Origin of the sequence: Cereibacter azotoformans (assembly GCF_021391315.1) — a bacterium.
GTDB lineage: Bacteria > Pseudomonadota > Alphaproteobacteria > Rhodobacterales > Rhodobacteraceae > Cereibacter_A > Cereibacter_A azotoformans.
In genome coordinates, this window is sequence record NZ_CP090022.1 from 544,313 (window position 1) to 556,644 (window position 12,332).

Sequence of the window (12,332 nt, forward strand, 5' to 3'; positions counted from 1 at the left end):
CAGGGCCCGCGGCATTGACTGCGGTCACCGCGCGGCGCCATCAGGAGGTGAACTGGCACAGTTCCCGGCCATTCGAATGTATGGAAAGGCGCGCCTGGACCGTGCCTGTCCGTCCGGCCATGACCTGAACCCTGCTCAGGACGCTTTGCCTGTGGGGCTCGAGGACGAACCGTCCCCGCTGAACCGTGTTCGAGACGCCGCCCGGCCCGCGCGACGACACGGTGAGATCATATTCGCCCTCGACCCGTCGCGCCGCCCAGGCCAGCCCCGCATATTCCGTCAGGCCGCCGTTCGACGTGATGCGGATCTCGCACCGGATCCAGCCGCCCGCCGCCCCGCCCGACGGTTGCTCCTCGCCCTGCACGGCTGCGCACAGGGACAGGATCGCCGCGCCCGAGGCCAGCATCCGCCGCCCCGCCGCAGGAGGGAACCGAAGGGTCATTTCGGCACCGTGTCGAACTCGACCGTGACGCTCGATCGCGCGTTGCCACCCGTGCGGGACTCGGTCCCGGCCGCCCGCTCGAAGCGGCTTGAGACCTGAAGGCCGGCGAAACCCTGGAAATTGCCCTGCTGGGTGATCGAGCGGACGTGGCCGTCTCCGCTCTGAACGCTGATGGCGACATTGCCCTTGCCGCTTTGCGAGATGGTGGAGCTGTTGTTCGACCCGATCTGCGTGGTCGAGGCGCGGTTGCCCCAGGACCTGTCGCCCCAGGACCTGTCGCCCCAGGATCTGTCGCCCGACGGCATCTCCTGCGCGGCAAGGAGCGCAGGTGTCAGGATCAGGGCCGACGTCATCATCATGAATCTGAGCATGGCATTTCCCCGTTCAGGACTGAGGTTCGCGGCGGCCCCTTCCGGGGCCGCCGGCTGCTCATGTTCAGTCATGCTGATCCGTGATCGACACGTTGCCCACGCCCGACTGATAGGTTTCGGACATATGGCCCCTGACGCCGGACTGGTTCGTCATCGACCCGTTGCCGAAGCCCTTCTGGCCGGTGAACGAATTGTTGCCGATGCCGCGCTGCATCGTCTCGGACAGGTTGTTGAAGCCGCGCTGCATCGTCGTGCTGGAGTTCCCTCCCCCAAGCTGCCCCGAGTACGAGCGGTTCCAGTCCCCACCTTGCGAGGTCATCGAGCCATTGAAGCCCCCCCTCTGCTCGGTGACCGACAGGTTTCCGGCACCGGCGGCGCCGACGGCGAGAAGGCTCAGGGCAACAGCCGAAAGGAAGAGCGTTTTCATGTCCAATCCCCTTGTGAGAAATTCCGATCCTTCTGATCGGCAAGGGGATGGTCCCACCCTGGCCGAGTCGGCGGGGATGGGAAACCGTCATCGGATCAGGCGCGTCGACCGGATCTGCGGTGCAAGTGTCGCTGGCCGGATGCGATTGTGCGTCTCCGCGGTACAGATGCACCGGAAGATGCGCCTGGCTGCGCGATCCGGGCCCCCGAAGGTGGCAGGCCGGAGTGCGGGCGAGACGGGAGCGGCCCTCGCGGTCCATCTGGTGCGGCCCTCGGGCGGGTGCGACTTCGTCCGTCGTTCGGCATGCCTCCGGTCTGTTCGGGGCAGGTTGCACTTCCGCGCCCGATCTGGTCTCAGCTACTGCGTCAGGTGCCGCCCGCGGGCGGAGAATCGGGAAGCCGGTGCGACTCCGGCGCGGGCCCGCCGCTGTGACGGGGATGCCTTGGGCAGGATGCCACCGGTTCGCCGGGAAGGCGCCCGGGGCAGGTGAACCGGAGTCAGAAGACCGGCCTGACAAAGAGGTTCCTGCCGCGTGGACGGCGGCGGGATCGTCATGACCAGAGGATCCGATCCATGTCGGCTTCACCCCTTCCGCAACCCCTTCCTGCCCGCCGCTTCACCGAGGCGGAACGCCAGGCCCTCCACGACATCATCGCCGAGCGCCGCGACGTCCGGGACGAGTTCCTGCCCGATCCGGTCGATCCGGCGGCGCTCCGGCGCGTGCTCGAGGCGGCGCATCTCGCGCCCTCGGTCGGCTTCATGCAGCCCTGGAACTTCATCCTGATCCGCGACGCCGCCCGTCGCGCCGAGGTGCACGCCGCCTTCCGCCGCGCCAATGACGAGGCCGCCGAGCTGTTCCCGGAGGAGAAGCGCGACACCTACCGCTCGCTCAAGCTCGAGGGGATCCTCAAGGCGCCGCTGAACATCTGCGTGACCTGCGACCGCAACCGCTGCGGAGAGGTGGTGCTCGGGCGCACCCACAATCCCGAGATGGACCTCTATTCCACGGTCTGCGCCGTCCAGAACCTTTGGCTGGCGGCGCGGGCCGAGGGGCTGGGGGTCGGCTGGGTCAGCATCTACCGCGAGGAAGAGCTTCGCTCCATCCTCGGCATCCCCGAGGCGGTGAAGATCGTGGCCTATCTCTGCGTGGGTCATGTGGATCGCTTCTATGCCGCGCCCGAGCTTGCGCTGAAGGGCTGGCGCCAGCGGCTGCCGCTGGACGATCTGCTGATGGAGGAAGGCTGGCAGGCCGACCGCGCGCTCTGAGGGACACCGCCGGCCGATCCCTCGGCCGGCGGCCGTGAGGCGTCACGCGGTCCTGCGGCTGTCGCTCCGGGTGAGGCCGAGCCGGATCTGCTTCTCGATCTCGATCAGGGCGAAGAACACCGCGCCCATGGCGATGATCAGAAGCCCATCGGCGATCGGAACCGCCTCGGTGCCCAGAATGCGCTGCAGGAACGGCAGGTAGGTGACGGCAAGCTGCGCCGCCGTCACCGCCACGACGACGATCCAGACCACGCGGGTCCCCCGCACCGCCGCCCATGTCAGCGAGGTGCCGTGGATGTTGCGGATGAAGAAGAGATGGAAGATCTCGAGCACCACGAGCGTGTTCATCGCCATCGTCTGCGCCAGGGCGAGCGGATAGCCGCGGTCGATGGCATAGCTGAAGATGCCGAACACCGCCGCGAGGAACAGGAAAGCCACCAGCACCACATGCCAGACCAGACCGCTCGTCAGGATCGGCATGTCGCGCCGCCGGGGCGGGCGGGACATCGTCCCGGCCTCGGTGGGCTCGAAGGCCAGCGCAAGCCCCAGAGTGACCGCGGTGATCAGGTTGATCCAGAGGATCTGGACCGCCGTCACCGGCAGGGAGAGGCCGGCCAGAACCGCCAGGACCACCACGAGCGACTCGCCGGCGTTGGTGGGAAGGGTCCAGCTGATCACCTTCCTGAGATTGTCATAGACCGTGCGGCCTTCCCGCACGGCCGCGGCGATCGAGGCGAAGTTGTCGTCGGCCAGCACGAGATCGGCGGCTTCCTTGGCCGCCTCCGAGCCCTTCCGGCCCATCGCGATGCCCGCGTCGGCGCGCTTGAGGGCGGGCGCGTCGTTGACCCCGTCGCCCGTCATGGCGACCGACAGGCCCGAGGCCTGCAGCGCGGTCACGAGGCGCAGCTTGTGCTCGGGGCTGGTGCGGGCAAAGACATCCACGCTCACCACCTCGAGCGCCAGTTGCGCCTCGTCGAGCCGGTCGAGATCGGCGCCCGTCAGCACCCGCGAGGGGTTGGCCAGCCCGATCCGGGCTGCGATGGCCGCGGCGGTGCCGGCGTGGTCCCCCGTGATCATCTTGACCCGGATCCCGGCCGCAAGACAGTCGGACACGGCGGCGATCGCCTCGGGGCGCGGCGGGTCGATCAGCCCCACGAGGCCCAGGAACTCCAGCCCGCCCTCGAGGTCGCGGGGGTCGATCGCATCCCCCGTCGCCGGCCGCTCGGCGAGGGCCAGGACCCGCAGACCCTGATGCGCCATCGCCTCGGCGCGCGCGTGCCAATGGTCGAGCGCGATGCCCTTGCACATGCGCAGAACACGCTCGGGCGCGCCCTTCACATGGATCAGGCGGGCGCCGTCCTCTTCGGTCAGCACGGCCATGAAGCGGTGCCGCGAGTCGAAGGGGATGACGTCGTGCCGCACGGCGCCCGGCGCGGCGTCCGCGGCCTTGCGGGCAAAGGCGAGGAGGGCGCCTTCCATCGGATCGCCCTCGACAAGCCACATCCCGTCGCGGAGCGCGAGGGCCGCGTCATTGCACAGCCGCGCCGCGCGGGCGAGGCGGGCGAGGTCCCCCTCGGGCGTGATGCGGCCCTCGGGCGCATATCCCTCGCCGGAAATGGCAAAGGCGCCTTCGGGTGTTTCGGCGGCGGCGACCACCATCTCGTTTCGGGTGAGCGTTCCTGTCTTGTCGGTGCAGATCACCGAGACCGACCCGATGGCCTCGATCGCGGGCAGGCGGCGGACGATGGCGTTGCGCCGCGCCATCGCCTGCACGCCCACGGCCAGCGTGATCGTCATGACCGCCGGCAGGCCTTCGGGAATCGCGGCGACCGCCACGCCGACCACGACCATGAACATCTCGCCGAAGTCGCGGTGCCCGACGAAATACCCGTAAAACAGCAGCAAGGCCGCCGCGATCAGGATCAGGAACGACAGCCAGCGCGCGAAATGGTCCATCTGCGCCACGAGCGGGGTGGTCAGCGTCTCGACCCCCGCGAGCAGCTTGCCGATCCGGCCGATCTCGGTCGCGCGGCCGGTGGCGACCACCAGCCCGGTCGCGGTGCCACTGGTGACCAGCGTTCCCGACCAGAGCATCGAGCGCCTGTCGCCCAGTGCGGCCTCCGGTGCAACGGGCCCTGTCTCCTTGGCGACGGGGACGGATTCTCCCGTCAGGATCGCTTCCTGCGCGGCCAGCCCGTGCGCCCCGAGAAGCCTCAGGTCGGCGGGAACCTTGTCGCCCGCCTCGAGCAGCACGATGTCGCCCGGCACGAGCGCCGCGCCATCGACCGTCTGCCGCACCCCGTCCCGCAGGACGGTCGCATGAGGAGCGAGCATGCCGCGGATCGCGGCCATCGCCGCCTCGGCGCGTCCCTCCTGGATGAAGCCGATCACCGCGTTGGCCAGAACCACGGCAAGGATGACTCCCATGTCCACCCAATGCTCCAGCACTCCCGTAACCACGGCGGCGACGATCAGCACATAGATCAGCACATTGTGGAACTGCGCGAGGAAACGCATGACCGGGCCCCGCGGCCGCGCCTCGGGCAGGCGGTTCGGCCCGTGCAGATCAAGCCGGCGCGCCGCCTCCTGCGAGGTGAGGCCGCGGGGGCAGGCATCGAGGCTGGCGAGGCAGTCTTCGGCGGGGCGGCTGTGCGGGTTCTCGAGAGACACGGCGGATCTCACAGCGCGCGCCCACCTGCGATGCGCATGGGGTGCATGCCCGTCACGAGGGGGCGAAAGCCCGTTCCTCTCAGCTCATCCATGATCCTGCTCCTTTGTCCGGAATGCGGGTCTCTCCGTGCAGGCGCGACCGTCGCGACGCGACGGCTCGGGCGGACACGGCCGCGTTCGAAGGCCCGCCATCGGATGTTGCATGCGCAGTATGGACAGGTTTGGCGCCCATCCCTCTGAGATGGATCAAGTCCGGCCCGCCGGTTCGCGGCCCGTGCGGGGGCTTCGTCCACCTCTGCGCTGCGAAGCGTTGCGGCGGCATGGTCTGGAGCTGGAGGGGCGGCCGCTGGTGCTGCGCCGGCCGACGCAGGGCGCGGCCGAGCGGCTGCAACTGGCCGCCGATCTGCCGGAGGGGCTGCTTGAGTGCCGGATGGGGCGGGAGCCGGTCGCCCGGCTCTCCGCTTCGGATGCGCTCAGCTGCCCGAGATCTGCCGCTGGTAGTCGGCCTCGCGCTGGGGCCAGGTGCTCTTGATGTAGTCGAGCACGGCGCGGATCTCGACCTCGGTGAGGCTGTCGCCAAAGCCCGGCATGTCGCTTTCATAGCCGTTGCCGACGATGGCTGCCGTGCCCTCGCGGATGATCGCCAGAAGCTGTTCATCCGGGTGATGCCAGGTGTGGCCCGAGGCATCGTGCGGCGGAGCGGGCAGGCGCCCGTTCGGCAGCCGCTCGCGCCAGTCCGGCTGGCCTTCGAGATTGGCCCCGTGGCAGGCGGCGCATTCGTTGGCATAGACCTGTCGGCCGAGGGCGAGGGTGTCCGGGTCGGCCGCGGTCGGGGTCCGGTCCGGCAGGAGATGCCAGAGGGCGGCGGCGATGGCCACGAGGCCCGCGGCCAGAACGAGCCATTTCATTGCGGCACCTCCGATGCGGGCGGGGTGCGGGCCGCACCCTCAGCCAGCCTGATGGAGAGCGGGGGCAGGAAGCTTGCCGCAGGAAGGCGGCGCAAGAGGAGGAAGGTCATGTCTCATCCCTGAGGTTCCGCGCGAGGCGGATGTCGGACAGGGCCGGCGCGGGGCCGGCCGGCTCAGGCGGCGGGATGACGTCTCGGCGGGCGATCCTCGGGCGGCGGGTGGCGGCTCGCCGGAAGTGGGCTCCAGTCCGGCAGCTGCCGCACGGCGAGCCCGAGCCGCAGGGGCATGAGCACCGGATCGGGCAGCACCGAAGGCGCGACGGCGCAGGAGACCGCACAGACGCGCCCATCCTTCCCATCGTGATGTCCGGCGACCGGGCAGCAGGGTGCGGGATCCGTCTTCGCATGGTCCATCGCCGCATTCGCCGTCATGCGCCCTGCGCCGGCATCGTGCGCGACCGGACCCGCCACAAGGGCGACCGCGACAAGCGCGAGGCACAAGAGCCGCAGGATCAGAACCCGGATCATTTCGCCAGCCTATAGTGCCCGCTCGTCCGGCGGAAGGGCGTCCGCGCGGCGGCGGTGCCGCCGGGGGGGAAAACGGCCGGCGCCCTCACTGGCCCTTGACGGGCTTGAGGAGTCTCACCTTTCGCGGGCCTGCAGGGGCTTTCAGAGGGCCTTCTGCGTCGGCGCCACAGCGACGGCGGGGCGCGAGAGTTCCTCACAATCCGTCGAGCGGCGCGTGTTGGGCGGACAGTTGCCCGCACCTTGCGGCCGCATGGGCGCAGAATGGTCGTTACCCGGCGTCAGCATCTCGCACGGGCCGGAGGAGGGGTGGACAGTCCCCCCGCGACCCATACCCTAGAGCGAGTTTCCGTTCCAGGCGCGTGGCTGCCTGATGAGCTCGTGATCCACCCTCAGACCGACTGGAGCGTTTTCCATGGCTTCCATGGCCGTAACGCCATTGCCGACGACCCGGATCGAGGCGTTCGACGGCCTTCGCGGCGTCGCCGCCGCCATCGTGGTGCTCTATCACTATCTCTGCCTCATGCATCCGCACCTGGCCCCATCCATGGGCTCGAGCCTCACGGGGCTGGCCGACACGCCGCTTCACATGCTCTGGAACGGGCGCTTCGCGGTGGCGGTGTTCTTTGTCCTCTCGGGCTTCGTCATGGCGGCCGCGGCGGATCGGCGCCGCGGCGCGCTGATTTCGAATGTGGTGACGCGCTACCTGCGCCTTGCCCTGCCGGTGACGGCCAGCTGCCTGCTCGCCTGGGTGTGGCTCTCGGCCTTTCCCGACAGCGCGCGCGCCTTGCAGCAGACGCTCGCCGAGCCGTCGCGCTGGCTGAACTTCACCTATCAGGAGCCGATCAGGCACGCCTGGTATGCCGCGGCCGACGGGCTGGCCGCGACCTTCGTCCGTGGCTATTCACGGTTCAACAACGTGCTCTGGACGATGCAGATCGAGCTTCTCGGCTCGCTCGGGATCTTCCTGCTCTATTTCGTGGCGCAAGGCAGGATCCGGCTCTTTGCGCTGGCGGCCTCGGGGCTCGCGATCGTTGCCTGGCTGCCGGATTCCTACCTGGCCTTCGTCCTCGGCGCCGCCTTTTACGAGGCGCACCGGCGCGGGGCCCTGCTGCCGGTACCGCCCGTGGTGCCGATCGTGGCGCTGGTCGCCGCGGTGCTGCTCGGATCGCCCGGTGAGGGGGCTCACCTGCGGCTCGATCTGCCCGAGGTGCCCGAACAGTGGCATGTCGGCCGCCCGAGGGGCCTTGTCCCGGTGCTGGCGGCGGGTCTTCTGCTTTACGGGGTGCTGACGCTGCCGGCGCTGGCCCGGATCTTCGCGGCCCGCGTGCCGGTCCTCTTCGGGCGCATTTCCTTTGGCCTTTACCTCCTGCATGTGCCGCCGCTCTATACGGTGGTGGCATGGGCGCATCTCAATGGCATATCCGAGGCGCTGATCGCCCCCGCCTACTTCGGCGGCGTCCTGCTCCTCGCCCTGCTGTTCACCCTCGCCGTGGATGAGCCGCTGCTGCGTCGCCTCACCGACCTTCGCAGGTCGCTTGCCTCCGGGGATGCGCCTCAGGCCCTGTTCTGGCGCCGGCAGCAATGATGGACACGGGGCCCCGCCGTGCCTCGGTCTGGCGGTCGGCCTCCTCCCCTCAGGGTATGGCCTGCACAGCGGCCGCGACCGGGGGCAGCTCGGCGAGCGGACGCGGCGGGGCGGGTTCGGAGGTGGCAAGCGCAAGGACGGGTGCGGGCGCAAGTCGGGCAAGCAGATGATCGGCGAGGCGGAAGGCCAGGCAGGTCAGCAGCAGCGTCGGGTTCACCGCCCCCGAAGTCGGGAAGACCGATGCCCCCGCAACATGGAGGTTCGGCACGCCGAAGACGGTGCAATCGCTGTCCACCACGCCCCTCTCCGGGGACTTGCCCATCCGCGTTGTGCCGATGTGGTGACCGCCCTGCGAGACCAGCCCCTCGGCGACCTGGTCGGGCTGCATGAGAAGGCGGCCAACCCCGTGTTTCGGCATCAGCCCGGCGAGGTGGGCGAGGCTCTGTTGCACGCCTTCGAGGGTTGCACCGTTCACCTGCCAGTCGAGGCGGATCCGCGGCATGCCCCAGCGGTCTCGGCTGTCGCCCAGCGTGATGCGCGAGGACGGATCCGGGAGCTGCTCGGCATTGATCTCCAGACGGTAGTGACGGTCCGGGCGAAGCAGGAACACCGAGGGCAGCTTGCGCCGGGCGAGAATGCGCTTTGCCATGATCACCGGCACATAGGCGGCCAGAGTGCCCGGATGGCGCAGGATGTTGGCGACATGGGCGGCCGGGTCGCGCCAGCCGTTCCGCTGCGCGAGCGCCTCGGCGGGATGGCCGTGGTACTCCTTGGGAAGGATCGCCTTGGCCAGATGAACCGCCGACAGGATCGGATCGTGGTGGGACGGGTTCCAGAAGGGCGGCGACACCGGGCGCCAGACCGCATTCGGCAGGCGCTCCCTCAGGCGGAGGGCCGGCGAGAGCCGGATCAGGCTGCGGGCATAGATCCCGTCCCGGGTCCGACGGTAATCGATGCGCGCCTGATCGAAGGCGGGCGAAAGGTCCAGCTCTCCCACATCGCCGATGAGATGCGTCATGTAGTGGCGGCCAAGCTGATCGCTGTGGTTGCCGATCCCGCGCGGCTGGACGTTCCTCGAGGCCAGGAGCAGCCGGGTGGTCTCGATCCCTCCGCAGGCAAGAACCACATGACGTGCGCGCAGAAGGTCGCCGGATCCCGAGCGGCGGTCGATCGTCCGCAGCCCCTCGACGCGCGTGCCATCGGACGAGAGGTCCACCCGCACCACGACATGATCCGCGAGGAGCCTGAGGTCGCTCCGCGCGCGCAGGCTGTCGCGCATCTTGCGCCAGAGGTTTGTCGGGCGCGAGAACCGTTCGATCAGGTCAAGGTCGAGGTCGATCCGCGGAGAGCGGCTCCGCCATGCGGGCGTCTCGAAGGCCGCCTCGTCGAACTGCGGCTCGCCGCAGTCGAGGAACTCTGCCGCCACCCGCTGGTGGCGCTCGATCTCGGCGGGGTCGATGGGCCAGCCGGTCCCGCCGCCGCCGATGAGATAGTCGGCCTGATCGAACGGAATGCAGCGCCCGCCCCAGACGGTCGAGGATCCCCCCAGCATCCGCCGGCGGTAGAGATGCGCAGCCGGATGTTTCGGCCCCACCTCATTCTCGGCGGAGAGGCTGTCCTGTTCGTCCTGCCGGTCGCGATCGGCGTTGCCAGCCTCGATCAGAACGAGAGAGAGGCCGCGTCCGACAAGGCGGCTGGCAACGGCCAGACCGGCGGGACCGCTGCCCACGATGGCGACGTCGAAAGTCGGATCCGCTTCCATACAAACTCCGCACCACTGAAAGGCTGCGAGAGGCGTCCACCCGCCTCTTGTCAGGGTACGGTCTCTGTTGTCCCTGTCCACGATGCAGGAGGTTGAGCCGCCGCTTTCCTTCGGCGGATCAGACGGATAGCGGCTTTTTTCGGCAGGTTGGCCGTGGCGCTTCATCTTTTGGCGGAAGGTTGCGCGGTGGCATCCGGGATCGAAAATGGTAGGGTCCGGCTTTCGGATGCGGAGGACGCGCCGTCGGGATGAAGGTGTGGCCGAACTGCGGGATTCGCGGCGGCGCGGCGCCTGCCACGGCGTCGCAGGATCAGACCTGCCCGGCGCGAACATGGCCCGATCGGGAAATGGACCGGCCGAGCCGCGAAGACCCTCGGGCACGCCGCAAGGGCCTTGCCGGGCTGATGCCGGTCCTCGGCGAGGATCGCCGCGACGGCCTGCGCGATGCGCGGGTGCCCGCGCGGGGTCGGTCGGGCGCGGGCTGGTCAGCGGGCTGCCGCGGGCCTCAGGTGCCGATGCTTCGGCCCGTCGCGCTGTTGCCAAAGCCGCCGCGCGAGGTGACGGTGGTCTTTGTCATCGGGGGCTTGCCGACCGTGGTCGGGGGACGGTTGAACTGGCTCGGCGACAGCTGGGTGCGGCCGGTGTTGCCGGAATAGGCCGTGGTGCCGGTGGCGTTGGTGAAGCGGCCGTCGGACCCGCGATAAAGCGGCTGGGCGGCCGGCATCCCGCGGCCGAGCATGTTGCCGATCAGGTAGCCCGCCAGGAGCGGCATGAAGATGCTGCCCATCCCGCCGCCGCCCGCGACCTGCTGTTCGCTGCCGCAGGCGCCCTCGCCGTGCTGCTCCTCGCAGACCTCGAGACTGTCGTAGCGGGGTGCGGACTCCAGATGGATCTGCTGCGCCTCGGCGAAGGCCGCGTCGCAGTCGGCCGTGGAAAAGTCGGTGCCGCCGGTCTGGGCTGCGGCGCGGCAGCTGTCGAGATCGGGGAAGGCCTGAGCGTCCACCTGCTCTTCGCGGCAGCCCGCCAGAGTGAAGGCGGCCGCGCCCACGATGCAGAGGGCGACCCGGTGCGAGCGTTTGCGCATGGCTTTTATCCTTCGGTCAGTCGCGTATGTAATGCGGTTTGAAGCGCGAGAGATCCTGCGTGATGCGGCCGCGATCCTCGCGGACGCCGATCCCGCAGCAGGCCTCTCCCACCACCCAGGCGCCGATCACCGGGCGGAATCCCCCAAGGACCGGCAGCGGATGGTAGGCCTGCACGATCCTGGGGTGGGCCGCGTAGGTGGTGTCGGGGGACGCCTCGGTGACCTCTCCGCCCTCAACGATCGAAATGGAGGCCCCCTCGCGCGAGAACAAGGGCTTGACGACATGTTCCGTTGCGAGACCGGGCACGCGGTCCAGCGCCTCGGCCGTGCCGGGCGCGACGCGCCGGCCGGCGGCGGCCGCCTCGACATCGTCGAGGAAGAAGGCCGGCAGCAGGTTCGGGTGGCCCTCGAACATCTGCCAGAGCACCGGCAGCAGCCCCTTGTTCGAGACCACGGCCTTCCAGGCGGGCTCGAGCATCAGGCAATCCGCGCTTTTCAGATGCGCCGCGAAGGGGTCGCGGAACAGATCCTCCCACGGATAGAGCTTGAAGAGGGTGCCGATCACGCGGTCTTCGGCATCGGTGAACTGGCCCTCGGCCGAGAGGCCGATCCGTTGCAGATCGCTGTAATGGGCGCCCATGCCGGCTTCGCGGGCGGCCCAGGCCATCGCCTCGACCGTGGCATAATCCTCGGGATTTCCGGCCATGGCCGCGAAATGGAGGTCGGTGTCCGGGGCAAAGAGCGTGCGGAACCGTTCGACCAGCGCCTCGTGGATGCCGTTGAACTGATCGTCGGTCTCGCGCAGGACCCCCGCGGCCATCTGCTCTTCCAGCCAGATCCACTGGAACGAGGCGCTCTCATAAAGCGAGGTGGGCGTGTCGGCGTTGTATTCCAGGAGCTTCGCGGGCCCCGTGCCGTCATAGGCGAGATCGAAGCGACCGTAGATCTCGGGCTCGTGCCTCCGCCAGCTTTCGGCCACGACATCCCGGTGCTCTTCGGGAATCGCAAGGCGCGCCATCAGTTCGTCGCTCTCCACGATCCGGGCCACCGCCTCGCGGCAGAGGCCATGCAGCTCGGTCGCGGGTTCCTCGATGTCGTCCTCGATTTCGCGCAGGCTGAACTGGTAGGCCGAGCTTTCGTCCCAGTAGGGCTCGCCGTGCATGTCGGCGAAGGTGAAACCCAGCTCGGCAGCCCTGTCCCGCCAGCCCGGCCGTTCCGGTAGATCGACTTTCAGCATCCTGGCCTCCTCGGTGACGGTGGACGTAGCGCACCCTTGCCCAAACATCCACC

Annotated in this window: 11 protein-coding genes and 1 riboswitch; of the genes, 2 read left to right on the forward strand and 9 right to left on the reverse strand. The window is 69.2% G+C overall.

All coding sequences use genetic code 11. The features are described 5' to 3' along the window. Positions 1-40: 40 nt before the first annotated feature. From csgH to LV780_RS17760, 3 genes are all read right to left on the reverse strand, one after another. Positions 41-442, reverse strand: a complete 402-nt coding sequence (csgH, locus tag LV780_RS17750) for a curli-like amyloid fiber formation chaperone CsgH (protein WP_108221230.1) — start codon at positions 440-442, stop codon at positions 41-43. Beyond that, positions 439-813 (reverse strand): curlin repeat-containing protein, encoded by a 375-nt coding sequence (locus tag LV780_RS17755; RefSeq protein ID WP_101339819.1) that lies wholly within the window; start codon positions 811-813, stop codon positions 439-441. The genes csgH and LV780_RS17755 overlap by 4 nt, the downstream gene beginning before the upstream one ends. 64 nt (positions 814-877) lie before the next feature. Continuing rightward, positions 878-1,240, reverse strand: coding sequence for a hypothetical protein (locus LV780_RS17760; protein ID WP_101339818.1), 363 nt, complete (start codon positions 1,238-1,240; stop codon positions 878-880). Between the two features lie 350 nt (positions 1,241-1,590). Then, positions 1,591-1,768: riboswitch (cobalamin riboswitch) on the forward strand. 45 nt (positions 1,769-1,813) lie between these two features. On the opposite strand from LV780_RS17760, the gene bluB reads away from it, so the two are divergent. Continuing rightward, a complete protein-coding gene (gene bluB / locus LV780_RS17765) occupies positions 1,814-2,506 on the forward strand; it encodes a 5,6-dimethylbenzimidazole synthase (protein WP_011910512.1) in 693 nt (230 codons plus the stop codon). Positions 2,507-2,548: 42 nt separating this feature from the next. Here the strand turns inward: bluB and LV780_RS17770 are convergent, their stop codons facing one another. The 3 genes from LV780_RS17770 to LV780_RS17780 form a co-directional block, all read right to left on the reverse strand. Continuing rightward, positions 2,549-5,176: an HAD-IC family P-type ATPase gene (locus LV780_RS17770; RefSeq protein ID WP_181318504.1), complete on the reverse strand. Its 2,628-nt coding sequence runs from the start codon at positions 5,174-5,176 to the stop codon at positions 2,549-2,551. 473 nt (positions 5,177-5,649) lie between these two features. After that, the gene (locus LV780_RS17775; protein WP_108221228.1) at positions 5,650-6,084 is read right to left on the reverse strand and encodes a c-type cytochrome; all 435 of its coding nucleotides are present in this window, start codon (positions 6,082-6,084) and stop codon (positions 5,650-5,652) included. 173 nt (positions 6,085-6,257) lie between these two features. After that, entirely contained in the window at positions 6,258-6,611 is a 354-nt protein-coding gene (locus LV780_RS17780; protein WP_180325103.1) for a hypothetical protein, read from the reverse strand. A 412-nt stretch (positions 6,612-7,023) separates the two neighbouring features. Here LV780_RS17780 and LV780_RS17785 point away from each other — a divergent pair, with 412 nt between their 5' ends. Continuing rightward, a complete protein-coding gene (locus LV780_RS17785) occupies positions 7,024-8,196 on the forward strand; it encodes an acyltransferase family protein (protein WP_108221226.1) in 1,173 nt (390 codons plus the stop codon). 49 nt (positions 8,197-8,245) lie between these two features. Here the strand turns inward: LV780_RS17785 and LV780_RS17790 are convergent, their stop codons facing one another. The 3 genes from LV780_RS17790 to LV780_RS17800 form a co-directional block, all read right to left on the reverse strand. Next, on the reverse strand, positions 8,246-9,958 hold the full coding sequence (locus LV780_RS17790) for a GMC oxidoreductase (protein ID WP_108221225.1): 1,713 nt from the start codon (positions 9,956-9,958) through the stop codon (positions 8,246-8,248). A gap of 505 nt (positions 9,959-10,463) precedes the next feature. After that, positions 10,464-11,042 carry a DUF1190 domain-containing protein gene (locus tag LV780_RS17795; RefSeq protein WP_011910506.1) on the reverse strand — a complete coding sequence of 193 codons (579 nt, stop codon included), beginning with the start codon at positions 11,040-11,042 and terminating at the stop codon, positions 10,464-10,466. 16 nt (positions 11,043-11,058) lie between these two features. Then, positions 11,059-12,279: a glutathionylspermidine synthase family protein gene (locus tag LV780_RS17800; RefSeq protein WP_108221224.1), complete on the reverse strand. Its 1,221-nt coding sequence runs from the start codon at positions 12,277-12,279 to the stop codon at positions 11,059-11,061. Positions 12,280-12,332: the final 53 nt, after the last annotated feature.

Bases quoted from the DNA above. Each gene is read 5' to 3' on its own strand.
- LV780_RS17800 (WP_108221224.1), bottom strand. From the start codon at position 12,279: ATGCTGAAAGTCGATCTACCGGAACGGCCGGGCTGGCGGGACAGGGCT.
- LV780_RS17760 (WP_101339818.1), bottom strand. From the start codon at position 1,240: ATGAAAACGCTCTTCCTTTCGGCTGTTGCCCTGAGCCTTCTCGCCGTC.
- LV780_RS17785 (WP_108221226.1), top strand. From the start codon at position 7,024: ATGGCTTCCATGGCCGTAACGCCATTGCCGACGACCCGGATCGAGGCG.
- bluB (WP_011910512.1), top strand. From the start codon at position 1,814: ATGTCGGCTTCACCCCTTCCGCAACCCCTTCCTGCCCGCCGCTTCACC.
- LV780_RS17790 (WP_108221225.1), bottom strand. From the start codon at position 9,958: ATGGAAGCGGATCCGACTTTCGACGTCGCCATCGTGGGCAGCGGTCCC.
- LV780_RS17795 (WP_011910506.1), bottom strand. From the start codon at position 11,042: ATGCGCAAACGCTCGCACCGGGTCGCCCTCTGCATCGTGGGCGCGGCC.
- LV780_RS17780 (WP_180325103.1), bottom strand. From the start codon at position 6,611: ATGATCCGGGTTCTGATCCTGCGGCTCTTGTGCCTCGCGCTTGTCGCG.
- LV780_RS17775 (WP_108221228.1), bottom strand. From the start codon at position 6,084: ATGAAATGGCTCGTTCTGGCCGCGGGCCTCGTGGCCATCGCCGCCGCC.
- csgH (WP_108221230.1), bottom strand. From the start codon at position 442: ATGACCCTTCGGTTCCCTCCTGCGGCGGGGCGGCGGATGCTGGCCTCG.
- LV780_RS17755 (WP_101339819.1), bottom strand. From the start codon at position 813: ATGCTCAGATTCATGATGATGACGTCGGCCCTGATCCTGACACCTGCG.